The 25,100-nt window shown below is 36.9% G+C and carries 24 protein-coding genes and 1 tRNA gene; 22 read left to right on the forward strand and 3 right to left on the reverse strand.

Features of this window, described 5'->3' with window-relative positions:
- Positions 1-130 precede the first annotated feature (130 nt).
- The 10 genes from NY10_RS01120 to NY10_RS01165 all read left to right on the forward strand — a co-directional run bounded on the left by NY10_RS01120 (position 131) and on the right by NY10_RS01165 (position 7,691).
- Positions 131-397: an IreB family regulatory phosphoprotein gene (locus NY10_RS01120; RefSeq protein ID WP_058918259.1), complete on the forward strand. Its 267-nt coding sequence runs from the start codon at positions 131-133 to the stop codon at positions 395-397.
- Positions 397-819 carry a Holliday junction resolvase RuvX gene (gene ruvX, locus NY10_RS01125; protein ID WP_058918260.1) on the forward strand — a complete coding sequence of 141 codons (423 nt, stop codon included), beginning with the start codon at positions 397-399 and terminating at the stop codon, positions 817-819. Before NY10_RS01120 ends, ruvX begins: the two co-directional genes overlap by 1 nt.
- 64 nt (positions 820-883) lie before the next feature.
- Positions 884-1,210: a DUF1292 domain-containing protein gene (locus NY10_RS01130; RefSeq protein ID WP_058918261.1), complete on the forward strand. Its 327-nt coding sequence runs from the start codon at positions 884-886 to the stop codon at positions 1,208-1,210.
- A 312-nt stretch (positions 1,211-1,522) separates the two neighbouring features.
- Complete coding sequence (gene mltG / locus NY10_RS01135; RefSeq protein WP_058918262.1) at positions 1,523-2,683, forward strand: endolytic transglycosylase MltG; 1,161 nt, start codon at positions 1,523-1,525, stop codon at positions 2,681-2,683.
- Positions 2,684-2,776: 93 nt separating this feature from the next.
- Positions 2,777-3,424, forward strand: coding sequence for a uridine kinase (gene udk / locus NY10_RS01140; RefSeq protein ID WP_058918263.1), 648 nt, complete (start codon positions 2,777-2,779; stop codon positions 3,422-3,424).
- A 154-nt stretch (positions 3,425-3,578) separates the two neighbouring features.
- Positions 3,579-4,052 carry a transcription elongation factor GreA gene (greA, locus tag NY10_RS01145; RefSeq protein WP_058918264.1) on the forward strand — a complete coding sequence of 158 codons (474 nt, stop codon included), beginning with the start codon at positions 3,579-3,581 and terminating at the stop codon, positions 4,050-4,052.
- 185 nt (positions 4,053-4,237) lie between these two features.
- Positions 4,238-4,975: a cell wall-active antibiotics response protein LiaF gene (gene liaF / locus NY10_RS01150; RefSeq protein ID WP_058918265.1), complete on the forward strand. Its 738-nt coding sequence runs from the start codon at positions 4,238-4,240 to the stop codon at positions 4,973-4,975.
- Positions 4,972-6,042, forward strand: coding sequence for a sensor histidine kinase (locus tag NY10_RS01155; RefSeq protein ID WP_058918266.1), 1,071 nt, complete (start codon positions 4,972-4,974; stop codon positions 6,040-6,042). The genes liaF and NY10_RS01155 overlap by 4 nt, the downstream gene beginning before the upstream one ends.
- Entirely contained in the window at positions 6,039-6,671 is a 633-nt protein-coding gene (locus tag NY10_RS01160) for a response regulator (RefSeq protein WP_058918267.1), read from the forward strand. The genes NY10_RS01155 and NY10_RS01160 overlap by 4 nt, the downstream gene beginning before the upstream one ends.
- Positions 6,672-7,391: 720 nt before the next feature.
- Complete coding sequence (locus tag NY10_RS01165; RefSeq protein WP_058918268.1) at positions 7,392-7,691, forward strand: HesB/YadR/YfhF family protein; 300 nt, start codon at positions 7,392-7,394, stop codon at positions 7,689-7,691.
- 41 nt (positions 7,692-7,732) lie between these two features.
- Here NY10_RS01165 and rnjA read toward each other — a convergent pair whose 3' ends face one another.
- Positions 7,733-9,409 (reverse strand): ribonuclease J1, encoded by a 1,677-nt coding sequence (rnjA, locus tag NY10_RS01170; protein WP_058918269.1) that lies wholly within the window; start codon positions 9,407-9,409, stop codon positions 7,733-7,735.
- A complete protein-coding gene (locus tag NY10_RS01175) occupies positions 9,406-9,624 on the reverse strand; it encodes a DNA-directed RNA polymerase subunit epsilon (protein ID WP_058918270.1) in 219 nt (72 codons plus the stop codon). Before NY10_RS01175 ends, rnjA begins: the two co-directional genes overlap by 4 nt.
- 447 nt (positions 9,625-10,071) lie before the next feature.
- On the opposite strand from NY10_RS01175, the gene NY10_RS01180 reads away from it, so the two are divergent.
- The 4 genes from NY10_RS01180 to NY10_RS01195 all read left to right on the forward strand — a co-directional run bounded on the left by NY10_RS01180 (position 10,072) and on the right by NY10_RS01195 (position 14,531).
- Positions 10,072-11,802: an ABC transporter ATP-binding protein gene (locus NY10_RS01180; RefSeq protein ID WP_058918271.1), complete on the forward strand. Its 1,731-nt coding sequence runs from the start codon at positions 10,072-10,074 to the stop codon at positions 11,800-11,802.
- Complete coding sequence (locus NY10_RS01185) at positions 11,799-13,577, forward strand: ABC transporter ATP-binding protein (protein WP_058918272.1); 1,779 nt, start codon at positions 11,799-11,801, stop codon at positions 13,575-13,577. Before NY10_RS01180 ends, NY10_RS01185 begins: the two co-directional genes overlap by 4 nt.
- 63 nt (positions 13,578-13,640) lie before the next feature.
- Entirely contained in the window at positions 13,641-14,420 is a 780-nt protein-coding gene (locus NY10_RS01190; RefSeq protein WP_058918273.1) for a Cof-type HAD-IIB family hydrolase, read from the forward strand.
- Between the two features lie 38 nt (positions 14,421-14,458).
- Positions 14,459-14,531, forward strand: a tRNA-Ala gene (locus NY10_RS01195).
- 227 nt (positions 14,532-14,758) lie between these two features.
- Here the strand turns inward: NY10_RS01195 and def are convergent.
- Positions 14,759-15,322, reverse strand: coding sequence for a peptide deformylase (gene def, locus NY10_RS01200; protein WP_058918274.1), 564 nt, complete (start codon positions 15,320-15,322; stop codon positions 14,759-14,761).
- A 223-nt stretch (positions 15,323-15,545) separates the two neighbouring features.
- Here def and gdhA point away from each other — a divergent pair, with 223 nt between their 5' ends.
- From gdhA to NY10_RS01240, 8 genes are all read left to right on the forward strand, one after another.
- Complete coding sequence (gene gdhA, locus NY10_RS01205; protein ID WP_058918275.1) at positions 15,546-16,892, forward strand: NADP-specific glutamate dehydrogenase; 1,347 nt, start codon at positions 15,546-15,548, stop codon at positions 16,890-16,892.
- Between the two features lie 540 nt (positions 16,893-17,432).
- Positions 17,433-18,542, forward strand: a complete 1,110-nt coding sequence (gene pdhA, locus NY10_RS01210; RefSeq protein WP_058918276.1) for a pyruvate dehydrogenase (acetyl-transferring) E1 component subunit alpha — start codon at positions 17,433-17,435, stop codon at positions 18,540-18,542.
- Between the two features lie 2 nt (positions 18,543-18,544).
- Positions 18,545-19,522: an alpha-ketoacid dehydrogenase subunit beta gene (locus NY10_RS01215; RefSeq protein WP_058918277.1), complete on the forward strand. Its 978-nt coding sequence runs from the start codon at positions 18,545-18,547 to the stop codon at positions 19,520-19,522.
- Positions 19,523-19,659: 137 nt separating this feature from the next.
- Complete coding sequence (locus NY10_RS01220) at positions 19,660-21,309, forward strand: 2-oxo acid dehydrogenase subunit E2 (protein ID WP_058918278.1); 1,650 nt, start codon at positions 19,660-19,662, stop codon at positions 21,307-21,309.
- 13 nt (positions 21,310-21,322) lie between these two features.
- The gene (gene lpdA / locus NY10_RS01225) at positions 21,323-22,729 is read left to right on the forward strand and encodes a dihydrolipoyl dehydrogenase (protein ID WP_058918279.1); all 1,407 of its coding nucleotides are present in this window, start codon (positions 21,323-21,325) and stop codon (positions 22,727-22,729) included.
- Positions 22,730-22,994: 265 nt separating this feature from the next.
- Entirely contained in the window at positions 22,995-23,939 is a 945-nt protein-coding gene (locus NY10_RS01230) for a lactate/malate family dehydrogenase (protein ID WP_231726754.1), read from the forward strand.
- Between the two features lie 11 nt (positions 23,940-23,950).
- Positions 23,951-24,235 (forward strand): UPF0223 family protein, encoded by a 285-nt coding sequence (locus tag NY10_RS01235; protein ID WP_058918281.1) that lies wholly within the window; start codon positions 23,951-23,953, stop codon positions 24,233-24,235.
- A 49-nt stretch (positions 24,236-24,284) separates the two neighbouring features.
- Positions 24,285-25,073 (forward strand): inositol monophosphatase family protein, encoded by a 789-nt coding sequence (locus NY10_RS01240; RefSeq protein WP_058918282.1) that lies wholly within the window; start codon positions 24,285-24,287, stop codon positions 25,071-25,073.
- Positions 25,074-25,100 lie beyond the last annotated feature (27 nt).

The raw sequence follows: 25,100 nt of genomic DNA on the forward strand, positions 1-25,100 counted from the left end.
CTATTAGCGAGATTGTTATGAAAACCAATGAAAAGAACAGAAAAGCAAGTGGATTTCTTTATAGTTATTGTAGTTTGAAGTGCTTTCTTGTAGAATAAGGATAGAGTTTACAGAAATCGGGGTGCAGAACATGAGTTCAATAGATGAAACAGTTCGTTTTAATGTTGGTGATAATCATGATAAAGATGTTAAGCAAACACTAGCATTAGTGTATGAAGCATTAGAAGAAAAAGGATACAATCCAATCAATCAAATTGTCGGTTATTTACTCTCTGGAGACCCAGCATACATTCCACGTCACAAGGATGCTAGGAACTTAATTAGACGCCATGAACGTGATGAAATAGTAGAAGAATTAGTGAGAACTTATTTGAAAGCGAGTGGAACAGAAGCTTAATGAGAACTATGGGATTAGATGTTGGTTCAAAAACTGTTGGCGTTGCTATTAGCGATCCATTTGGTTGGACTGCACAAGGAATTGAAACAGTTAAAATTAACGAGATTCAAGAAGAGTATGGTTTATCCAGAATCAGCGAATTGGTAAAAGAATACGAAGTTTCAAAAGTGGTTATCGGATTGCCTAAAAATATGAATAATTCTATTGGGCCACGAGCAGAAGCATCGATTCGGTATGCCGAACTTTTAAAAGAAATCATTCAGCTTCCGATTATTTTTCAAGATGAACGATTAACAACTGTCCAAGCTGAACGGATGTTGATTGAAGAAGGCAACGCATCAAGAGCTAAGCGGAAGAAAGTCATTGATAAAGTAGCAGCAGTGATGATTCTCCAAAACTATTTGGATAGCAATCAAAACTAGCTTTTAAAAGAGACTTACGTTAAAATGGATAAGAATTATATTTAAACACAAAGGAGTGTTAAGCATGGCACACGATCACGACCATAATCATGACCACAATCACGAAGAAGATCACGAACACGACCATATCACTATCATCGATGAACAAGGAAATGAAGAATTGTATGAAATTTTATTCACCTTTGACTCTGATGATTTTGAAAAATCGTATGTTTTAGTTTATCCAGCTGGTTCTGCAGAAGGAGAAGAAGTTGAATTACAAGCTTATTCTTATATAGAAACAGCAGATGGTGGACAAGGGGACTTAGAGCCTATTGAAACAGACAAAGAGTGGGATATGATTGAAGAAGTATTAAATACATTTATGGCTGATGACGAAGAATCGTTTTAAGCAAGATAATTGAATGAATAGAAATTGAGCTAACGTAAGATGAGTTAGCTCAATTTTATTGCGCGGATCTTTCTTGAAAGTAAAAACAAGTTTTATTGATTTCTCGCCGTAATAAAAAACGATCGGCAAAGGAATAGAATAACCTCTTTAAATGATAAAATCGTAACAAATTGGCAGTTGGCTTTTTTTTTTCGCAACGATTATGGTATCATGTATAATAGTACAGGCGAGTAGTCAAAATAACATGTGACTAAATGAAAATGAGAGTAGAAAATCCCGTGGTTTTCTTGATTTCGATAGGAGGGCCTCTTCTTGGCGAAGAAAAATAATGGCAAGCAACCAAAAAATGAGAAAGGGAACAAACTAGATGTCTATTCAAAAGTAGCGGAAAGACAAAAAGAGACAAAAATGGTCAGAAAAATTGTACTGAGCATCATTTCAATTTTAGTTTTATTATTGATCGTTTTTGGAATAGTAGGCTACCAATATGTAACGACATCTCTTCAACCATTGGATGCTTCCAGTGAAAAAGAAATTCCGTTAGAGGTTCCTTCAGGTTCAACTTCAACCGATATTTCCCGTATTTTAGAAGAAAAAAAAGTGATCAAAAGCGCTTCAGTGTTTAATTTTTATATCAAATTAAACAATGAAACAGATTTCCAAGCAGGCTACTATCTCTTTTCCCCTTCTATGACATTGGATGAAATTATTCGATCTTTGCAGGCTGGCGGCAGTCCCGTGGCGTTCGATGGTACAAAAATATTAGTTCAGGAAGGCTTGACCATTGATCAAGTTGCAAAATCAGTGGAGAATTCAACTGATTATACTGCTGAGGAATTTTTGGAGGCTGTAAAAGAACCTTCTTTATTGGAAGACTTAAAAGAAAAATATCCGGACTTGCTAACGAGTGCATTGGAATCAAAAGAAACACGCTATGCTTTAGAGGGATACTTATTTCCAGCAACTTATGATTTTTCGGAAGATAAATCTCTTGAAACAGTGATTGGAAACATGATAGAAAAAACAGATGAAGTCATGCAGAAGTATTATGAACCTATAAAAGAGAGCGGCTTATCGGTTCACGAAGTTATGACACTAGCTTCTTTAGTGGAACGAGAAGGAATAACTTATGATGATCGAACCAAAATTGCGAGTGTCTTCTTCAATCGTTTAGAGGTAGAGATGCCTTTGCAATCCGATATCAGTGTTTTATATGCTTTAAATGAACACAAAGAAATGGTTACTTATAAAGATTTAGAAGTAGAATCACCTTATAACCTTTATGCAAATACTGGGTTCGGCCCAGGGCCTTTTAATAGCCCTTCAGAAGAAGCTATTAAAGCTACTTTGAATCCAGCTGAAACCAACTACTTGTATTTCTTAGCAGATACTAAAACAGGAAAAGTATACTTTTCGAGAACCTACGCTGAGCATCAAGAGCTTATAGATCAATACATTACAGAGAATGAATAGACTAGCCAGACTGATTGACTAATTAATTAAAGCGATAGGTGAAAAGCATTGAGCATTTAGCTCAATGCTTTTCATAAGGAATGGAGCGAAGGCATGAGTAACAAGAATAAACCAATTGTCATTGGGGTAACAGGTGGTTCTGGAAGTGGAAAAACAAGCGTTAGTCGTGCTATTTACAATCACTTTTCAGGCCATTCTATTTTAATGTTGGAACAAGACTTTTATTATAAAGATCAAAGCAATCTTTCTTTTGAAGAACGATTAAAAACGAATTACGATCATCCTTTTGCATTTGACACAGATTTATTAATTGATCATCTCAAAGATTTAATCTGTTATCAACCAATTGAAAAACCAGTATATGACTATGAAGCTCATACACGAAGCAGCCAAGTGATTATTCAAGAGCCTAAAGAAGTCATTATTTTAGAAGGTATTTTGATTTTGGAAGATAAGCGATTAAGAGATTTGATGGATATCAAAGTCTATGTCGATACAGATGATGACATTCGCATCATCCGTCGTATCAAGCGCGACATTGAAGAGCGCGGCCGAACATTAGATTCTGTTATTGAACAATATTTAACCGTTGTAAAACCAATGCACAACCAGTTTATTGAGCCGTCAAAAAAACATGCGGATATTATTATTCCAGAAGGCGGTCGGAACCAAGTAGCGATTGATTTGATGACAACAAAAATTAAAAGCATCCTTGAATACCGAATGGATGACAAATTTTAAATTAGAAATTTTTCTAAATTGCCGTTAAAGTATTTACAATTACTTGTCTTCATGGTATCTTGTCACTATTGAAAATATAATTACGCTTTCAATAAATGAATGAATAATAAAATCAAAAAATAAGATTAGATGATTTAAAAAGGAGAAGTTTGTTATGATAGAAAAAGTATATCCAATGACTTTAGAAGGCAAAAAAAAATTGGAAGCAGAATTAGAAGAATTAAAAACAGTGAAAAGAAAAGAAATTGTTGAAAGAATTAAAATTGCGCGTAGCTTCGGAGACTTATCTGAGAACTCTGAATATGAATCAGCTAAAGATGAGCAAGCTTTTGTTGAAGGTCGTGTGACAACAATTGAAAATATGCTGCGTTTTTCTGAAATCATTGATAATTCAAAAGGAGCAGCAGATGAAGTTTCATTAGGTCGCAAAATTACATTTATTGAATTGCCAGATGGGGAAGAAGAAGAGTATACCATTGTCGGTAGTGCTGAAGCAGATCCATTCAGCGGCCTCATTTCTAATGATTCACCGATTGCAAAAGCTTTGATTGGCAAAAAAATTGGTGAAGAAGTTACTATCTCAACACCAGGCGGAGATATGCCAATTAAAATCACTAGTATTGAATAGAAAACTAAATAACAATCAATAAGCTGCCTAACGAGCAGCTTTTCTTTTTATTTATAGAGGAATTAAAAGGTGGCTGGCATCGGTCTTTAGTCGTAGAAGAACTTCATGCTTTAGCAGGCTGTTTATCCTTTAAAAATGGCTTATACTTATGCTACAGTAGAAGACATGAAAGAGGGTGAGTAGAGATGAACAAAAACTGGAAACTTTTTTTTCTGATTGAAGCACTGTTGTCCTTATGGTTGATCTATGAGCTGTTTAATAATGTTTTTACCTTAGGAGTCCTTGTAGCAGGTAGTTTAATCGTGATACGCAGCAAGAGTTTTAAAGCAACTTCGAAAAAACATATGTATTGGTTGGTAGGAGGACTTTTGGTTCTGTTTTCTTTGCTTTCCACCACTGCAGTTTGGATGATGTTGATTTGTGCTATTTTATTTTTTGCAACAATAGGAGGAAAACTTTTTTCGAAATTTGATCCGCTTCATTTTGAAAATGCTCCATGGCAAGAAAAAGAAATTATCGTTGTTGAAACCACTACAAATTTACCCAAAAACGGGAAACGTTTTAAACGAACTTGGTTAGGAAATGAACGTATCGGAAATACGATTTACGAATGGGACGATATTAATTTTATTGTTTTCATGGGCGACACTATTGTCGATATCGGTAATACCTTATTGCCTAAAAATGAAAGTTATGTCGTTATTCGTAAAGGTTTTGGAAAAACACGTATTTTAGTACCGGCTGGTATCGGGATCATGGTAGAGCATAGTGCTTTTAAAGGGAAAGTCAATTTTGAAGATGAAATCTATGTTTTAAATAACGAATCGGTTAAATTATATAGTAAAAATTTTGATGAAAATACTAGAAAACTAAAATTGATTACGAACGTACTAATAGGCGATTTAGAGGTGATTTCAATATGAAAAAGAAAATCCTTAGAACGTGGTTCTTGCGAGTCGCCTTTTTTTCGTTTGTAGTTTTATTAGGAGCATCCCTATCTTACGGATATGCACGCTCTCCAGAAACCTGGCATATTGATCTTTTTACTGCAAGGTTTTTACATATACCATTTTTACTTTATCTCTTAGCCATTGCCCTTCTTTTAGGATTGATCATTGCGATGGTAATGTACGTGATCCAGCGCAAACAATGGCAACAGTTAGAAGAGGCGCTTCGTTTGCTGGCAGGAGGGAATTATTCTGCTGAATATTTTGGAGAACAATTATTCGAAGACGCGAATGAAGAACTTTATTTTGAAGATATCAAAACGTCATTATTATCTATTCGTACAAAACTAATGGAATTATCTAAAGAAGTTCAAGAACAAAGCAATCAACCTAAACTAGTAGGTGGTCAAACAAAAGAAGAGATACTTGAAGCGGAACGACGCCGTTTGGCCAGAGAATTACATGATTCTGTCAGCCAACAATTATTTGCAGCTATGATGATGTTGTCTGCTATCAACGAACAAATGGACGATACAAATGAACTGCTGCAAAAGCAATTAAAAATGGTTGAAGGTATCATCAATGAATCCCAATCTGAAATGCGTGCTTTATTGCTTCATTTAAGGCCCATCAATTTGGAAGGCAAAACGTTGAAAACGGGAATTGAACAGTTACTGACGGAGTTGAAAACTAAAATACAAATTCAATTAAAATGGGAGATAGATGATGTTTCATTAGCGACAGGGATAGAAGATCATCTTTTTAGAATCGTTCAAGAGCTGCTGTCAAACACCTTACGCCATTCAAAGGCAACAGAATTAGAAGTCTATTTAAACCAATACCAAGATACCGTCCTTTTACGAGTCATTGATGATGGGATTGGTTTTGATCCAAAAGAAACAAAAGCAGGTAACTATGGGCTGCAAAATATCAAAGAACGAGTAAATGGTATGGGTGGTACATTTAAAGTTATTAGTTTTTTGAAAAAAGGCACAAGCATAGAAATCAAAATACCGCTTATCAAAGGAAGTGAGACGATATGATCAAAGTACTATTGATTGATGACCATGAAATGGTTCGTTTAGGTGTTTCTTCTTATCTATCCATTCAACCAGATATAGAAGTCATCGGGGAAGCTGAGAATGGGAAAATTGGTTATGAACAGGCTTTAGCTTTAAGACCAGACATTATTATGATGGATTTAGTGATGGATGTGATGGATGGGATCGAATCCACCAAAGCCATTATGGCCGAGTGGCCAGAAGCCAAAATTATTATTGTGACCAGTTTTATTGACGATGAAAAGGTTTATCCAGCTCTTGAAGCAGGAGCCGCCAGTTACATGTTGAAAACTTCCACTGCCAGTCAAATAGCCGATGCTATACGATCTACTTTTAAAGGCGAAACAATTTTAGAGCCAGAAGTCACTGGTAAAATGATGGAACGTTTGACTAAAAAACAACACCATGCACTTCATGATGATTTAACTAAACGAGAAAATGAAATTTTATTGCTGATTGCCCAAGGGAATTCTAATCAAGAGATAGCAGACGCTCTGTTTATTACATTGAAAACAGTAAAAACTCATGTCTCGAATATATTAGCCAAACTGGATGTCGAGGATCGCACACAAGCTGCCATTTATGCGTTTAAACATCATTTGATTCGCTAGAGGATAAAAGGTATAGCTGAAGAATACAGTCGAAATAACGTCTGTTTTGGAGTGTTAGAAGGTACATAAAAACACCGGCAAGCCTATTTTAGTCTAATTCTCGCAAGGTAAAAGATATATACCATTCAAGAAATGGTTAATAAACGAGTTAGATTTTTATAAGGCATTAAACTTAACGTCTCGGAATAAACAGGGGATATCAACTAATTCAGTAGATTAAAAAGGTAAGGTACTCTCGGGTTCGGGAAAAAATATAGGTTGAACGTATTCTAACAGAAGCTTTAATAGAATAACAGAAAGAGGTTGGGACAAAAGTCCTAACCTCTTTTGCATATCCGAATATTTATTCTAGAACGTGTTCCAAAAAGCAGACCCGACGTCCACTTCACGAATAATGCTCGATGGTCTGTGACCATACTGCGCTTATTCGTTCCAGTGATTCGGGTCTAAACGCTTTTTGTCTCACTCCCTTTCTGGAATATAAAATTTATCTTTTGAATAATAGTATAATAACTGATGGTTCTCGACTTACTTCGGTTCTAAAAAAAGTCGAACAAGTTTTATCTCATAAAAAGAGTGGGCAGGGAGATTGTCCCTACAAATGTGCTTACATTAATTTTGTCAGAAAATGTTTTTTTTAAGAGAGTGTGTTAAACTAACATTAGGAAGTCATTTGGAAGGGAGGACTCATAGACAAGTGTACCGTCTATGAAATAATATATGAAAATAGAGTTAACACAAAATGCGATCGATTGGTTTGAAGATGAAGTAGGGTTGATGCCTGGCGGAGGCGTACGATTTTTAGGAAAAGTTTATGGTAAAACAGATATTCATGAAGGGTTTTCTGTAGGAATGGATATTGCTCAACCCGGAGATGTTTTGGCGCAAGAAAAAATCAATGGGATAACTTATTTTATTGATAAAAACGATGAATGGTTTTTTAGCGGTCATGATTTACAAGTTGATTTTGACAAAAAAGCCGATGAACCTATTTACAAATTTATTGAACAAACAAAATAAAAAAGTCTTACTTTCAATTTTGAAAGTAAGACTTTTTTGTTTTATACAGGCATAATAACCGGTAAAACCATTGGATGGCGCTCAGTTTTTTCATATAAGAAAGGTTTAAGGCTCTCAATGATGGCTGATTTGATCATTTGTTCTGTCAGATTACCATCATTATTTGCTAATAATTTTCTAAGACTACGAGCAATAACGCGTTGGGCATCATTGATCAATTCGCCAGACTCGCGCATATAGATAAAGCCGCGTGATAAAATATCCGGACCTGCTAAAATTTCTTTAGCTTTGTAATCAATGGTAACAACAACCACTACTAAACCTTCTTCAGAAAGCAAACGACGATCTCTCAAAACGACATTTCCGATATCGCCAATGCCTTTTCCATCTACGTAGACATCACCAGCATCAAAGTGACCAGCACGTCGCGCAGAATCAGCAGTAAGAGCAAGCACATCTCCATTTTCTAAAATGAAACAATTTTCTTTTGGTAAGCCTACTTGTTCTGCAAGACCCGCATGAATTTTTTGCATACGGTACTCGCCATGAACTGGGACAAAATATTTAGGTTTCATCAAACGCAACATAAGTTTTTGTTCTTGTTGACCACCATGGCCAGAAGTATGGATGTTATTAACTTTTCCGTGAATAACATTTGCTCCAGCTTCGGATAATAAATTAATGACACGATTGACACTAGCGGTATTTCCAGGAATCGGCGAGCTTGAGAAGATCACGGTATCGCCGGGTTGAATAGAGATTTGACGATGAGTACCGTTAGCGATTCGGCTTAAAGCGGCCATCGGTTCGCCTTGCGATCCTGTACATAAAATAATGGTCTCTCTAGCAGGCAAACGATTTAATTCTTGTGCATCAATAAACGTCTCATCAGGTGCTGTGATATACCCCATCTGACGTCCCGTTACAACAGATGACTCCATGCTCCGTCCGAAAACAGCAATCTTTCTGCCTGTTTTGATTCCTGCATTTGCCACTTGTTCCAAACGTGAAATATTTGAAGCGAAAGTAGCAAATATGATTCGGCCTTCAACTTTTTGCATAATACTGGTAATGGATTCACCAACGCCTTTTTCAGATTTCGTAAAGCTTGGAATTTCTGCGTTCGTACTATCTGATAGTAGCGCTAAAACACCTTCATCACCAATTTTAGCCATTTTGTGCAAATCTGCTGGTTGACCAACAGGAGTAAAATCGAATTTAAAGTCTCCAGTGGCTACAATATTACCTGGCGGTGTTTTAACCACAATCCCAAAAGCTTCTGGAATACTGTGTGTTGTTCTAAAGAAACTAACACTTGTTTTACGGAACTTAATAACATCATCTTCACCAATTTCATGTAGTTCAGTATCACGTAACAAGCCATGTTCATTTAATTTGTTTCGGATCAAGGCACTCGCAAGAGGGCCTGCGTAAATAGGAATATTAGCTTGTCTTAATAAGAAAGGAATACCACCGATATGATCTTCGTGACCATGAGTGATGACCAAAGCTTTTACTTTACTAATATTTTGAACAATGTAGCTGTAGTCAGGAATGACATAATCGATTCCCAATAAGTCGTCTTCAGGAAATTTGATACCAGCGTCAATAATGATGATCTCATCTTGAAATTGAACGCCATAGGTATTCTTACCAATTTCACCTAACCCCCCAATGGCAAAAACGGCTGCTTCATTATTTTTTATTGACGGTTTCATTTATTGAACTCCGTAAGGGCAAAATCCGGGTTTTTTTGTTCATAAGCCAAATGCTTTCCATCAACAGGTTGAACAAATTCAATATTGAAGGGGGTGTTCTGTTCAACTAAGTGACGCGCTTCTATCTCGGTTTCTGCGTCAAGATAAAGAGTTTTAGTCTCTTCGCGTTTTGGGTTTCTAATTTTTGTTTCTTGATAAGTGATTTTAAAAATCATGTTTTTCTCTCCTTTTAGTTGTCATTCTACTAATGACTTGATTTATTCATTGTTTGGTGAAGTATTTTTAATGCGTTTTGTTGCATATTGAAAAAACCATCAACATCTACTCAATTATTGATGATCGGATGAAACCACATCAGTTTTGTTTCATTTTATAAAGGCAAAACAAAATAGAAAAAATTCATAGCGAGTTGTTTTTTCTTCAACTCTAAATTAGGTTATAATATTTTTCCCGAACTGGTGGTTGTGGTAGTCTCACAACAGATAAACCTATTTTACCATAATTCAATAAGTAAGTATAGAAACTACGTTCATTCCTAAAGAAAAGCGCTCTAATTTAATAAAACCGTAAAGAAATCCTTCCGAATGACTGTTTCTTTAAGGATATTGTGCTATATTAATTAAGATAATCAACAATTAATATGGGTGCAAGGAGATGAATAGATGAAATTAATGTGGCGTTACCTAAAGAATTATAAGTTACTGCTATTATTAAACTTTTTATGTGTATTTGGTTTTGTCATCATTGAGTTAGGATTGCCGACCTTATTGGCTCTGATCATTGATGAAGGAATTGTAATGAATGAATATCCAGTTGTCCTTTATTACGGAAAATGGATGATTGCTTTAGCTGTTATTGGCTTAATAGGTTTAATAGGACTAGCTTTTGCAGGGAGCAGAATAACATCTAATATTGTTAGAGACATTAGGAATGATATTTTTATGTCTGTTCAATCTTTTTCCCATCGTGAATTTAATCAAATAGGTGTGTCCTCGCTAGTGACAAGAACGACGAATGATGCTTTTCAAGTAATGGTTTTTCTGCAGATGTTGTTACGATTAGGCATGATGACTCCTATCATGTTCATCTCTAGTTTTGTGATGATCGTCCGCACCAGCCCATCGCTTTCTTATGTAGCATTGATAGCGATTCCGTTTTTATTCGCAATCGTTTGGTTGATTGGTAAAAAATCTGAACCGTTATCTGAGCAGCAACAAGCAAATTTAGATGATATCAATCAAAATTTACGGGAGAATTTAACAGGTTTACGAGTTATCCGTGCATTTGTGAAAGAATCTTTCCAAGAAAGCCGTTTTGCTAAAGTAAATCAAAATTATGCATCTGTTTCAAAGAAATTATTTAAATTAATGGCTTTAGCGATGCCAGGTTTTTCAATTGCGTTTAATCTGATTTTAGCTGCAATTGTTTGGTTAGGGGCTGTTGAAATTCAAAACGGCGGATTACAAGTAGGGAGTTTAATTGCTTTTATAGAATATATTTTTCATGCTCTTTTTTCATTTATGTTATTTGCTAATGTTTTTATGATGTACCCTCGAGCCGCTGTTTCAGCTGAACGGATAGAAGAAGTCTTGCAAATAGAGCCTTCTATTGATGAAAATGAAACAGGAGTTACAGAAACCAAAACCCACGGTTATATTGCTTTCGAAAATGTAACCTTTGCATATCCTGGTAATACTGAGTCTCCTGTAATCAGAGATGTTAGTTTTACTGCCGATCCTGGTGAGACGATTGCTTTTATAGGCAGTACCGGAAGCGGGAAATCTACTTTGATTCAATTGATCCCTCGGTTTTATGATGTTACTAAAGGCCGAATTTTAATCGATGGAGTAGATGTCAGAGATTATCAATTGCGCGCATTGCGAAAGAAAATCGGGTTTATTCCGCAAAAAGCCTTGCTTTTTACTGGAACCATTTCACACAATATGCGGTTTGGAAAATGGAATGCAACTACTAATGAAGTAGAAGAGGCTTCCGATATTTCTCAAGCTAAAGATTTTATTCTCTCTAAACCCGATCAATACGAGGAATATTTAGCTGAAGGCGGCAGCAACATGTCAGGCGGCCAAAAACAACGCTTGTCCATAGCACGTGCGATCATCAAAAAGCCGGATATCTATATTTTTGATGACAGCTTCTCAGCCTTAGATTATCAAACAGATGCCAGACTAAGAGAACGTTTGAAAGCCGAAACAAAAGAATCCGCTGTTTTGATTGTGGCACAACGTGTAGGTTCGATCAGACATGCTGACAAAATCATTGTTTTAGATAAAGGTGTCATTGTGGCACAAGGAAAACACGAAGAACTGTTAAAAACTTCAGATATTTACTATGCAATTGCGTCATCTCAATTGTCCAAGGAGGAATTAGCATGAGAGGATCATTAGTGGCCATTCGTCGAATATGGAGTTACGTTAAACCTTATAAAAAAGGGTTCTTCTCAGCGATTAGTTTAACAATCGTTTGCATGTTGATGAATGCTTTGCAGCCTTATATTATTGGACTGGCATTAACGGAACTTGGAATGAATGTGGCCGATATGCTTAAAGGCGTACCAGGAGCCAGTGTGAATTTTAGTTATGTTCGCCAAATCATTTACTTGATGGTAGGCGTTGCAGGAATCTATCAAATCACGCTTTATGTTTCATCGTATGTTATGACCAATGTAGTGCAAAATACGATGTATGATTTACGTGAAGAAATTGAAGGGAAAATCAATCGGCTGCCTGTTTCGTATTTTGACCGCAATCAACAAGGAAACATTCTGAGCCGTGTGACCAATGATGTGGATGCCATCAGCAACGCGATGCAGCAAAGTTTGATCCAAATCGTCAATTCTATTATGGGAATTGTTTTTGCCATTGCAATGATGTTGTACTTATCCGTTCCATTAGCGTTGGTGATTTTAATAATGATTCCCACTTCTTATTTGATATCAAAAATCGTTATTCGAAAATCCCAACCTTATTTTGTTGAACAACAAAATGCTTTAGGAGCTATGAATGGCCATGTACAAGAAAGTTTCACGGGCTTTTCAGAAATCAAACTATATGGAAAAGAACAAGACAAATTAGAAGAATTCAAAGTTATCAATCAGCGACTGAATACGTATGGGTTTAAAGCTGCATTTGTTTCAGGCATCATGAGTCCTTTGATTGGTTTTGTTTCCAATTTGGTTTACTTTGCAGTAGCGATGATTGGAGGTTTCTTTGTTATTCAAGGTGCTCTTTCTTTAGGTAATTTACAAGCTTTCACGCAATACATTTGGCAGATCAATCAACCACTTTCTCAAATAACTCAACTGTCAGGAGTTCTTCAAAGTGCTGCAGCTGCAATAGGAAGAGTATTCGAGATTTTAGATGAGCCAGAAGAAAAACCAGATACTGTTCAAGTAGCTTTACCAGAACCCGTTTTCGGCAATGTGGAATTTGAAAATGTGACATTTGGGTATACTAAAGAAAATACGTTGATCAAAAACTTAAACGTCAAAGTAAAAAAAGGGCAAAAAGTCGCTATCGTAGGACCGACTGGAGCTGGTAAAACAACTTTGATCAATTTATTGATGCGCTTTTATGATGTAGATAGCGGAGCCATCAAAATAGATGGAATCGACACAAAAACAATGGCTCGAAAGGATGTCCGGGCTCAGTTTGGAATGGTCCTACAAGATGCTTGGTTGTACAGCGGAACGATTGCGGACAATATTCGGTTTGGAAAATTGGATGCCACCGAATACGAAGTAGTAGATGCTGCTAAGACAGCCAATGTCGATCACTTTATCCGAACGTTACCAGATGGTTACAACATGATTTTAAACCAAGAAGCTTCAAACGTTTCATTGGGACAAAAACAACTGTTGACAATCGCACGAGCGATCATCTCTAACCCTAAAATCTTGATTTTAGATGAAGCAACTAGTTCAGTGGACACTCGTTTGGAAGCCTTGATCCAAAAAGCGATGGAAAAGGTTATGGAAGGCCGCACAAGTTTTGTGATTGCCCATCGCTTATCAACGATTCGCGATGCTGATTTAATTTTAGTCATGGACCAAGGGGAGATCGTTGAGCAAGGCAACCATCAAGAGTTGCTAAGCAAAGGCGGTTTTTACGAGAAACTATACAATAGTCAATTTAAGCAAACAGCAGACTAAAAAAGAATGATTGATCAAAGCAGTTTGGTTTTAAAGCTTACTATAGAAAGGTAGGGTAAAAAAATGCGTAAAAAGATGCTGTTTTTTGATATTGATGGAACGTTGTTAAATGACGAAAAAAAAGCGTTGCCTAGCACTAAGAAAGCCTTGAAAGAATTAAAGGAAAATGGTCATGAAATCGTCATTGCCACTGGGAGAAACTTGAGTTTAGCTCAAAGTGTTATTGATGAATTTGATTTTGATAATTATATTATTTGCAACGGTGCTGCAGGTTATTACCATAATCGCTTAGTTTATGAAAATAAATTAGACCGTTCAGAATTTGATCGTCTGCTTAAAGTGGCTGATACACAAAATCATGCTATCATCTATGAATCGGCAGAGGCCTTGAGAAGACGTCACGCTGAAACAAATATTAAAATGACTGCTGCTATGAAAAGTTTTGGTGCGGGAGTTCCTCCACAAGATCAGGATTACTATTTGCATCATCCCATGTATCAAGGGCTTATCTTTTATTCAGATTCAGAAAAGGCAGCTTATGAAAACGGACAGTTTCCTAAATTTAAATTTATTCGCTGGCATGATAGCGGTGTAGATATCGTACCGCATGATGGTTCTAAAGCACATACCATTTTGAAATTTGCTAAAAGCCAAGGGTTTGATATTGAAGACACAATAGCTTTTGGAGATGGACTGAATGATCTTGAAATGATATCAGAAGTTGGTATCGGAGTAGCAATGGGGAATGCTTTAGAAACAGTAAAATTAAGAGCAGATAAAATCACTTCCAATTGTAATGAAGACGGAATTTATGTTGCATTAAAAGAGCTTCATCTGATATAATGAACGTAAGTTATAAATAAGAGTTAAATCTTATTTATGGGGGTATAGCTCAGTTGGGAGAGTGTTTGGCTGGCAGCCAAAAGGTCAGGGGTTCGAGCCCCCTTACTTCCATCATCAAAAAACGTTGATACTACGGTGTTTATCCCCGATTGTATCAACGTTTTTTATTTTTAAAGTCTGTTTTTACCATTTATGCCCATAGCGTGTCCATAAATTTATTTTTACATCAAAGTAGTGAATCCACTAGGCTTACATTAAGAAAAGGCTTGCTTCATAACAACACAAAAAGAATGCTGCTAAAGTTATCAGCTAACTTTAGCAGCATTCTTTATTTTTCTTTACGATAAAATAGAAACGGTCTCATCTAATTGGAAGGGAGCTTTTTCATTGATATGGTCATAAAACATAATTCCGTTGATATGATCAATTTCGTGTTGAACCACAATGGCAGGATAATTTTTTAAACGAATCTTTTGGTTTTCTCCATTTAAGTCTACATAGGTTATTGTCACACGGCTGTGGCGAGGAACATATCCAGGTACGTCTCGATCGACAGACAAACATCCTTCGCCTTCCGCTAGACAAGCTCCTTGAACAGAATGGCTGACTACTTTTGGATTTAACATCACTGTACTTAAAACGGGTTCATCTGAATCTTCCTCAGTACCAGGAATATGCACTGCAATAATTCGTTTTGAAATATCTAATTGAGGTGCAGCTAAGCCAACACCAGCTCGAAGTTGATATTTTTCAGCCATTTCAGGATCCTGACTGTTTTTTAAAAATTCCAGCATATCGTGGCCGAGTTTTTTTGTTTCTTCATTAATAGGTATAGTTACCTCTTCAGCTGATAAGCGTAAAGTAGGATTGCCTTCCCTGATAATATCATTCATTTTAATCATAGTTGTTCCACTCCTGTGTTTTGGTTGTCGATTATTTAGTATAAAAAGTAATATAGTATCAAACATCTTTATAATTTTAACAGTAAACCCAACAAATTGCACGTAGAATTATATTCAGAAAATTCTGAAGTAAAGCTTTTTTTTCAAAAAGAAGTGTGAGATAATCATGAACAAGAAATAACTACGTCTAAATCATCAGTTGAAGAAAGAAGGGGTCCAGTTTATGGAAGAAGCAAAAAAATATATTGATGAGGTTTATACGAAACTCATTAGTCGAGATCCGAACCAAGTGGAGTTCTTACAGGCTATACAAGAATTCTTCAGCACTATTGAACCTGTCTTTGCTGCACATCCAGAATTTATTGAACAAAACATTTTGGAACGTATAGTCGAACCTGAACGGATCATTCAATTTAGAGTCCCTTGGACAAACGATCAAGGAAGTGTTCAAGTAAATCGTGGTTTCCGTGTTCAGTTTAATTCCGCTATAGGCCCCTACAAAGGCGGTTTGCGTTTTCATCCGAGTGTAAACCAAAGTATCATAAAATTTTTAGGATTTGAACAAATTTTTAAAAACAGCCTAACTGGGCTTCCGATTGGCGGAGGGAAAGGTGGCAGTGATTTTGATCCCAAAGGCAAAACAGATGCAGAAGTGATGCGCTTTTGTCAAAGCTTCATGACTGAATTGCAACGCCATATCGGTCCAGATCTTGATGTACCAGCTGGGGATATCGGAGTGGGCGGAAGAGAAATAGGTTATTTGTATGGACAATATAAACGACTCAATGCTCCTCATGCTGGAATCTTAACTGGAAAGCCGTTGCTTCTGGGAGGAAGTTTAGCTAGAACTGAAGCCACGGGTTATGGAGTCGTTTATTTTATGAAAGAAATGTTGGAAGACAAAGGTCAAACACTAGAAAATAAAAAAGTGGTTGTTTCTGGCAGTGGAAATGTGGCTATCTACGCCATTCAAAAAGTTCAGGAACTTGGAGGAACGGTTATTGCTTGTTCTGATTCAACGGGTTATATCTTTGATCCTATAGGAATTGACTACGCAACAGTCAAACAGCTTAAAGAGGTTGAACGGAAAAGAATTGCAGAATATGTTGCACTTCATCCAACGGCTACTTACCATACAGGAAGCATTTGGGATTTAGAAGAACCTTACCAAATTGCCTTACCTTGTGCTACTCAAAATGAGATTAACGGACGCAAAGCTGAGCAGATGCTAAAACAAGGAGTGATCGCCGTTGCAGAAGGAGCCAACATGCCTGCTGATTTAGAGGCAATCCGTGTTTACCGACAAGCTCGAATTTTATATGGCCCTGGAAAAGCAGCTAATGCTGGCGGCGTGGCAGTCTCTGCTTTAGAAATGAGTCAAAATAGCCAACGGTTAAGTTGGTCCTTTGAAGAAGTTGATGAAAAGTTAAAAGAAATTATGAAAGCTATCTATTATGAAGTACGAGATACTGCTGCACAATATAGTACAAAAGATGATTTTGTTGCCGGAGCAAATATTGCCGGCTTCATTAAAGTTGCAAAAACAATGATTATTCAAGGAGTTATTTAAAAAGAAAAACAGGCCTTTTTAAGAGGTCTGTTTTTCTTTTTTTTAGAACAACTTTGTATTTACAAGAAGAGTTTTCTCTCAAAAAATTTAAAAGAGGAGAAAAATCTTAAAAAATGACTTTAAAATGATAAGGTTAGAAAATTTTAATCTGACAAAACGTTATGTGAAATAAAGAACAAGCGAACATTTTTTATTTATCTGTGTTGATTATAATACAGTTATATTTAAATTATATAACAGTTTTAGCTTAATTTAACGAAATTCTTTAAATAACATTAGAAAAAAACTCTTACAATTTAAAGATAAGGAGAAAAACGTGATGGTGAAAAAAATCACTAGCTTAATTTAATTTAAAGCATTTTAAAATTTCGGCTTAATGTATAAGCTTTTCGTAGGCTGAAGAGGGGTGATATACTTGCATATCAGCTGAAAGCGTGTTAAATTTGAATAGTAAATGGTTTACACTAATACAGTTTAAACGACTGTATAAAACAGCACCTTACAAAAACTAGATTGTAAAGAGAGAGGAATGGGTTACAAATGGCTAACAAGAAACAACCTGTAGATTTCGAAGCATTGTTAAGCACGATTGACGCGGCTTTTCCAATGGTACAAATCTTAGATAAAGATGGAAATGTTGTTAATAAAGACATCATGCCTGATTTATCAGATGACCAATTAGTTGAATTAATGGAGAGAATGGTATGGTCACGTATCTTACATGAACGCTCAATGGCTTTAGCTCGTCAAGGACGTTTAGGTTTTTACGCACCGACTGCTGGACAAGAAGCTTCACAAATGGCAAGTTACTTTGCTTTTGAAAAAGAAGATGAGTTATTCCCAGGATACCGTGATATTCCGCAACTAATTCAACATGGTTTACCTGTTTCACAAGCGTTCTTATGGTCTCGTGGACATGCTGACGGGAATAAATACCCTGCAGATCTACATGCTATGCCTCCACAAATCATTATTGGAGCACAAATCATTCAAGCTGCAGGTGCAGGTATTGGATTGAAAAAACGCGGCAGACAAAATGTTGCTTTCACTTACACTGGTGATGGCGGTTCATCTCAAGGGGACTTTTATGAAGGTATGAACTTTGCTGGAGCTTATAAAGCACCTGTAGTATTCTTCGTACAAAACAATGGCTATGCTATCTCTACCCCTCGTCACAAACAAACTGCAGCGACTACTTTGGCTCAAAAAGCTGTTGCAGCTGGGATTCCAGGAATCCAAGTAGACGGTATGGATCCATTAGCAGTTTATGCTGTTGCTAAACAAGCAAGAGAATGGGCAATTGCTGGGAATGGTCCTGTATTGATTGAGACAGTTACTTCTCGTTTCGGTCCTCACTCTACTTCAGGAGATGACCCAACACGTTACCGTGATCAAGAAAGTTTCGATTACTGGGAACAACGCGATCCACTGATCCGTTTCCGTAACTTCTTAACTGAAAAAGGATTATGGTCTGAAGAAAAAGAACAAGCCTTAATTGAAAAAACACAAGAAGACATTAAAGCCTCAGCTAAAGAAGCTGACCAAGCACCTAAACAAAAAGTTTCAGATTTCTTGAAGAGTATGCATGAAGAACCAACTCAAGTAATCGCTGAGCAAATTGCGGCTTTTGAAGCAAAGGAGAGTAAATAATCATGGCACAAAAAACAATGATCCAAGCGATTACTGAAGCGCTTGAACAAGAAATGGAACGTGACCAAGAGATTTTGGTTTTCGGTGAAGACGTAGGTAAAAATGGCGGAGTTTTCCGTGCTACTGCTGGACTTCAAGAAAAATTTGGTGAAGAGCGTGTTTCTGACACTCCTCTTGCTGAATCAGGTATCGGTGGAATGGCAATTGGACTAGCGCTTCAAGGCTTCCGTCCAGTTCCAGAAATTCAATTTATTGGATTTATTTTCGAAGTAATGGACTCAATCGTTGGACAAGCTGCTCGTACTCGTTACCGTATGAGTGGTACACGTAACTTGCCAATTACAATTCGTATGCCATTTGGTGGAGGAGTTCACACTCCAGAAATGCACTCAGACAACTTGGAAGGATTGATTACTCAATCTCCTGGTATCAAAGTAGTTATTCCATCAAACCCATACGATGCAAAAGGATTGTTGATTTCTTCTATTCGTGATAACGACCCAGTTGTTTTCATTGAACACATGAAATTATATCGTTCTTTCCGTGATGAAGTTCCTGAAGAATCTTACACTGTTCCTCTAGGGAAAGCTGCCATCACTCGTGAAGGTAAAGATGTTTCTGTCATCACTTACGGTGCTATGGTTCGCGAAGCAATCAAAGCAGCTGATGAACTTGAAAAAGAAGGTATCTCAGTAGAAATCGTTGATTTGAGAACTGTTTCTCCATTAGACATCGAAACAATCGTTGCTTCTGTAGAAAAAACAGGACGCGCAGTAATCGTTCAAGAAGCACAACGTCAAGCAGGTGTTGGCGCAATGGTTATGTCAGAAATTGCTGAACGTTCAATTCTTTCATTAGAAGCACCAATTGGTCGTGTAGCTGCTCCTGATACTGTCTTCCCGTTTGGTTTAGCTGAAAATGCTTGGTTGCCAAACGCAACTGATATTTCAGAAAAAGTAAAAGAAATTTACAACTTCTAATTTATTTAGATGAAGAGACGGTAGATGCAATCAATTTAATGCAAAGCGAATTGATTGCATCTCTTTATTTTAATAGCAACACTTAAAATTAGTTCTTGAAAAATAGAATTGCTAATAAAGAAGGGAAGATATCAAAAATGGCTTTTAAATTTAAATTACCAGATGTTGGTGAAGGAATGGCTGAAGGCGAGATCGTAAAATGGTTAGTAGCTGAAGGCGACGAAGTTAAAGAAGAAGATTCAATCGTTGAAATTCAAAACGATAAATCGGTTGAAGAAATTGCTTCTCCGGTTTCAGGTACAGTTAAAAAGATTTTAGTTGAAGAAGGAACTGTTGCAAACGTTGGAGATGTTATTATCGAAATCGATGCTCCAGGTCATGAAGATAATGAAGAAGCTGCAGTACCAACAACAACACCAGAAGCTCCAGCAGCTAATGCTCCAGCTCCAGCAGCTGCACCAGCAAGCGCAGGCGTTTCATTCTACCAATTCAAATTACCAGATGTTGGTGAAGGAATGGCTGAAGGCGAAATCGTAAAATGGTTAGTAGCTGAAGGCGACGAAATTAAAGAAGAAGATTCAATCGTTGAAATTCAAAACGATAAATCGGTTGAAGAAATTGCTTCTCCAGTTTCAGGTACAGTTAAAAAGATTTTAGTTGAAGAAGGAACTGTTGCAATGGTTGGACAAGCAATCGTTGAAATTGATTCTCCTGAACACAATACTGAAACTGCAACACCTGCTACATCACCAGAAGCTCCAGCAGCTGAAAGCGAAGCAAAAGATCCAGCAGCAGGCGCTTCAACAGATTCAAGTGTTGTAAAAACTTCTGACTCTAACAAACGTGTACTTGCTATGCCGTCTGTTCGTCAATTTGCTCGTGAAAACGATGTTGATATCAGCCTAGTTACAGCGACTGGTAAAAACGGACGCACAACAAAAGAAGACGTTGAGAACTTTAAGGAAAATGGTTCAGCAGCTCCAGCAGCAGCTCAAACTACTGAAACAGCTCCAGCAGCAGCAAAACAAGCTCCAGCAGCTAAAGCAGCAGCTCCAGCAAAACCATTCAAATCTTCTCAAGCAGAACTTGAAACTCGTGAACCAATGACAGGCATGCGTAAAGCAATTGCTAAAGCTATGGTCAACAGTAAAGCTACTGCACCGCATGTAACTTTGTTCGATGAAGTAGATTCTACTAAATTGATGGCACACCGTAAACGTTTCAAAGATGTTGCAGCAGCTAAAGGCGTTAAATTAACGTTCTTGCCTTATGTTGTTAAAGCTGTCGTATCTGTTTTACGCAAATACCCTGCTTTAAACGCTTCAATTGATGATTCAACAAACGAAATTGTTTACAAACATTACTTCAATATCGGAATCGCTACAGATACTGATCGTGGATTGTTTGTACCAGTAGTAAAAGATTCTGATGCGAAAAGTATCTTCTCTATCGCAGGTGAAATCACTGAACTTTCTGGCAAAGCTCAAGAAGGTAAATTAGCAGCTGGTGAAATGAGCAATGGTTCTATTTCAATCAGTAACATTGGTTCAATCGGTGGCGGCTGGTTCACTCCAGTTATCAACTACCCTGAAGTAGCTATTTTAGGAGTTGGCCGAATTGCTAAAAAAGCAATCGTAAATGCTGACGATGAAGTAGTAGTAGCACCAGTTATGCAACTGTCATTAAGTTTCGACCACCGTATTATCGATGGCGCAACTGCTCAAAAAGCGATGAATGAATTGAAAACATTGCTTGGCGATCCAGAATTATTATTAATGGAAGGGTAAAGGTGAGCAAAGAATGGTAGTAGGAGATTTCGCAATAGAATTAGATACAGTTGTTATTGGATCAGGCCCAGGAGGCTATGTTGCAGCAATCCGTGCAGCACAAATGGGACAAAAAGTAACCATTGTTGAAAAAGGCAATATCGGCGGTGTTTGTTTAAACGTCGGTTGTATTCCTTCGAAAGCATTGATCAGTGCCGGCCATCATTACCAAGATGCTATGCACTCTGAAACTTTTGGTGTAACTGCTGAAAACGTGGTTTTAGATTTCGCAAAAACACAAGAATGGAAAGACAATAAAGTTGTTAAAACACTTACTAAAGGTGTTGAAGGTTTATTGAAAAAAAATAAAGTTGAAATTTTAAGAGGAGAAGCTTATTTTAACGATGAACACACAATGCGTGTCATGGGTGAAACAGCTGCTCAAACTTATTCATTCAACAATGCCATTATTGCAACTGGTAGCCGTCCAATTGAAATCAAAGGCTTCAAATTTGGCAAACGCGTTATCGATTCAACTGGCGGTTTAGCATTATCTGAAGTTCCTAAAAAATTAGTAGTTGTCGGCGGAGGCTACATTGGTAGCGAACTAGCCGGAGCTTACGCTAACTTAGGCGCTGAAGTTACTATTTTAGAAGGTTCTCCTTCTATTATGCCGACATTTGAAAAAGATATGATTAAATTTGTAACAAATAATTTCGCTAAAAAAGGCGTAACTATTGAAACATCTGCAATGGCTAAAGAAGCTGTTGAAACTGAAGACGGTGTAACGGTTAAATACGAAGTAAACGGTACTGAAAAATCAATCGATGCTGACTATGTAATGGTAACTGTAGGACGTCGTCCAAACACCGATGAACTTGGCCTAGAACAAGCAGGCGTTGAATTAAACGACCGCGGTTTGGTCACTGTTGATGAACAAGGACGTACAAGTGTGAAAAATATTTTTGCTATCGGAGATATTGTTCCAGGCGCTGCATTAGCTCATAAAGCAAGTTATGAAGCTAAAGTTGCTGCTGAAGCAATCTCAGGTAAAAAAGTAGCTGTAGATTATAAAGCAATGCCAGCAGTAGCGTTTACAGATCCAGAATTAGCAGTTGTTGGGCTAACTCTTGCTGAAGCGAAAGAAAAAGGATTAGATGTTAAAGCATCTAAATTCCCGCTAGCTGGTAACGGACGTGCACTTTCATTAAATGCAACAGAAGGTTTTGTACGTTTAGTAACTACTAAAGAAGATGGCGTTTTAGTCGGAGCTCAAATTGCTGGTGTAAGTGCTAGTGATGTGATTGCTGAAATAGGACTAGCTATTGAAGCAGGAATGGTAGCAGAAGATATTGCTTTAACAATCCATGCTCACCCATCTCTAGCTGAAACGGTAATGGATGCTTCTGAACTAGCATTAGGTTTACCTATCCACATGTAAAAACGAATCGTTAAAATATAAAATCTAATCCTAATGGTTTAGTCGTCTTCATTGTTCCAATAAAGACGTGTTTGGACTGAAAAAAGGCCTTTATTCTATAGTGAATAAGGGCTTTTTTTGTATTTAAGGAAAGGCTAGCCAAAGGCTGAAAGTTAAAAATAACCTAATCAATCTAGAGTTTGGTATAATAAAACCAAGGAGTTTTTTAGTTAAAGGTTATAAATAGAATTCATTCTAATTTATTGGTATTATCGGAGGAGATAAAGTGAGGGAAAATCGAAATAAAAAAATAATGATTGCTGGTACAAACGAGACAGCTTATCAATTTGGCTTCTTAAGCATGATGAAATTAAAATTAAGAGAAGTGACTTTTTTTCGATTGCCGCATTTGAAAGAAGAAACTGTAATGGATCTAAAGTATGCAACGTCTTTATTTTCGACTGGTTCATTTGTTGTTGGCAATGAGAAAGATTTTCAAGATACAGATATTTTAGTCATAACGGCAACAGAAGAAAAAATGGAGGATGAAACAGAGTCCAGCTTTTTAAGAAGAAATATCTTATTGGTCAGAAAGATCATCAACCAAGCTATGGCTAACCAGTTTAGTGGCTTAATTTTAATTGCGACTGAACCAACAGATATTTTTACTTATCTAGTATGGAAGTTTTCGGGACTTCCTAAAGAACGGATTTTTGGATTAGGTACTTATATTGATTCGATGTTTTTGCAACAGTTGCTAAGCCAAAAAATGCTTGTTTCATTACGAGATGTCAATGCATTTATTATTGGCGGAAGTTCGGGAAAACATAAAATAGCTGCTTGGAGCCGATCAAACGTAGGCGGAAATCCCATTTTAAGTTTAACAATGGATCCAAACAGCGGTGTTGATCAAGAAGATATGTTTGAAATGGAACAAAAAGTTTTGGAACGAACACTTTTTTCAGAAAAAGCTGAATCGTATTTTACAGATGCTTCCGCTTTGATTAAATTGGTTCAATTCATATTGAACAACGAAGAAGCAATCGTTCCCCTAGTGCATTTAGGAGATATTGAAGGCTTATCTGATATTCCTTTAGCTCTTCCGGTTTCGTTAGGAGAAAATGGCATTCGTAAAGCTACAGGATTTGTTTTTTCGGATTCTGAGAAAAAAGAACTAGTTACAGTGGCTAAGGAAATTAGGCAGCAATTGGATTGGATTGAAAAAGGATAGGAGAGAAAACGATGGACAATAAAAGTTATAGCTATCCAATGGATTATGAATGGTCAAGAACAGAGATGACAGATGTCATCAATTTATGGCGGGCAGTAGAATTAGCTTATGAAGCGGGAATAAGTACCCAAGAATTTTTAACAAAATACCAAAAATTTAAAGAAGTCATTCCCTCTATTGGAGAAGAAAAAAAATGGGGTCGAGAGTTTGAAGCTGTTTCTGGTTATTCTCTTTATCAAGCGGTGAAAGAAGCAAAAGGTACGAATAAAAAAACCTTTCGTTTAGAAAATCGCTGATTAAGAAATTGCCGACTAGTGTGTTGAAAAAAAGAAAGGAAGTGCGCATTTGGAGCAAATAGAAAAAAGAGATCATTTGATCAAAGAATGGATCAAGGAAGCTGCAGCAATTAGCAAAAATTCCTTTAACAATGAACTTATTGTTCAAGAAAAAACAAACCGAACAGACTTGGTGACAAACATTGATAAAGAAATCGAACAGTTTTTTATTCAGAAAATCAATCGCTATTTTCCTGAAGAGCGGGTATTAGGCGAAGAAGGTTCGGGACATCAAATGACGGATTTGAAGGGCATCGTATGGATAATAGATCCAATTGATGGAACGTTAAATTTCGTGAATCAGCAAAATGATTTTGCAATAATGATCAGTATTTATGAAGATGGTGTAGGCCAATCAGGGTATATCTATGATGTTATGCGAGATGAACTCTACACTGCTTACAAAGGACAAGGGGCTTATCTAAATGATCAGAAACTGCCTAGAGTAGAAGATAAAGCTTTGGGTCAAGGCTTGGTTGCTATCAGCTATCGTTTAATGTCTAAAGAAAATAATGAAGCAGCAAAAAAAATCGGAAAAACCAGTAGCGGAGTACGAATGATTGGTTCTGCTGGGCTTGAAACAGTCCATGTTGCTACAGGAAGATTGGTTGCTTACTTAGGAGCGTCGTTAGCTCCTTGGGATATCGCGGCAGGCAAAATTATTGCAGAAGAAGTTGGATTGCTCTACACTCAATTGGATGGTCAACCGATCGATTTGTTAAATAAAAATGCTACGATTGTAGCTACGCCCGCAGTGCATAAAGAAGTAACAGACATTTACCGTAACGAAATTAAATAAATAGGGCTCAACGCATTGAAATATAGA

This window comes from Carnobacterium sp. CP1 (genome assembly GCF_001483965.1).
Taxonomy (GTDB): domain Bacteria; phylum Bacillota; class Bacilli; order Lactobacillales; family Carnobacteriaceae; genus Carnobacterium_A; species Carnobacterium_A antarcticum.

Excerpts from the sequence above, each read along its gene's own strand:
- NY10_RS01220 (WP_058918278.1), top strand. The coding sequence starts at position 19,660 with ATGGCTTTTAAATTTAAATTACCAGATGTTGGTGAAGGAATGGCTGAA.
- NY10_RS01165 (WP_058918268.1), top strand. The coding sequence starts at position 7,392 with ATGAAAATAGAGTTAACACAAAATGCGATCGATTGGTTTGAAGATGAA.
- liaF (WP_058918265.1), top strand. The coding sequence starts at position 4,238 with ATGAACAAAAACTGGAAACTTTTTTTTCTGATTGAAGCACTGTTGTCC.
- NY10_RS01130 (WP_058918261.1), top strand. The coding sequence starts at position 884 with ATGGCACACGATCACGACCATAATCATGACCACAATCACGAAGAAGAT.
- def (WP_058918274.1), bottom strand. The coding sequence starts at position 15,322 with ATGATTAAAATGAATGATATTATCAGGGAAGGCAATCCTACTTTACGC.
- lpdA (WP_058918279.1), top strand. The coding sequence starts at position 21,323 with ATGGTAGTAGGAGATTTCGCAATAGAATTAGATACAGTTGTTATTGGA.
- NY10_RS01235 (WP_058918281.1), top strand. The coding sequence starts at position 23,951 with ATGGACAATAAAAGTTATAGCTATCCAATGGATTATGAATGGTCAAGA.
- NY10_RS01185 (WP_058918272.1), top strand. The coding sequence starts at position 11,799 with ATGAGAGGATCATTAGTGGCCATTCGTCGAATATGGAGTTACGTTAAA.
- gdhA (WP_058918275.1), top strand. The coding sequence starts at position 15,546 with ATGGAAGAAGCAAAAAAATATATTGATGAGGTTTATACGAAACTCATT.
- NY10_RS01155 (WP_058918266.1), top strand. The coding sequence starts at position 4,972 with ATGAAAAAGAAAATCCTTAGAACGTGGTTCTTGCGAGTCGCCTTTTTT.
- NY10_RS01180 (WP_058918271.1), top strand. The coding sequence starts at position 10,072 with ATGAAATTAATGTGGCGTTACCTAAAGAATTATAAGTTACTGCTATTA.
- pdhA (WP_058918276.1), top strand. The coding sequence starts at position 17,433 with ATGGCTAACAAGAAACAACCTGTAGATTTCGAAGCATTGTTAAGCACG.
- rnjA (WP_058918269.1), bottom strand. The coding sequence starts at position 9,409 with ATGAAACCGTCAATAAAAAATAATGAAGCAGCCGTTTTTGCCATTGGG.
- NY10_RS01215 (WP_058918277.1), top strand. The coding sequence starts at position 18,545 with ATGGCACAAAAAACAATGATCCAAGCGATTACTGAAGCGCTTGAACAA.
- NY10_RS01190 (WP_058918273.1), top strand. The coding sequence starts at position 13,641 with ATGCGTAAAAAGATGCTGTTTTTTGATATTGATGGAACGTTGTTAAAT.
- NY10_RS01160 (WP_058918267.1), top strand. The coding sequence starts at position 6,039 with ATGATCAAAGTACTATTGATTGATGACCATGAAATGGTTCGTTTAGGT.
- NY10_RS01120 (WP_058918259.1), top strand. The coding sequence starts at position 131 with ATGAGTTCAATAGATGAAACAGTTCGTTTTAATGTTGGTGATAATCAT.
- udk (WP_058918263.1), top strand. The coding sequence starts at position 2,777 with ATGAGTAACAAGAATAAACCAATTGTCATTGGGGTAACAGGTGGTTCT.
- NY10_RS01175 (WP_058918270.1), bottom strand. The coding sequence starts at position 9,624 with ATGATTTTTAAAATCACTTATCAAGAAACAAAAATTAGAAACCCAAAA.
- greA (WP_058918264.1), top strand. The coding sequence starts at position 3,579 with ATGATAGAAAAAGTATATCCAATGACTTTAGAAGGCAAAAAAAAATTG.
- ruvX (WP_058918260.1), top strand. The coding sequence starts at position 397 with ATGAGAACTATGGGATTAGATGTTGGTTCAAAAACTGTTGGCGTTGCT.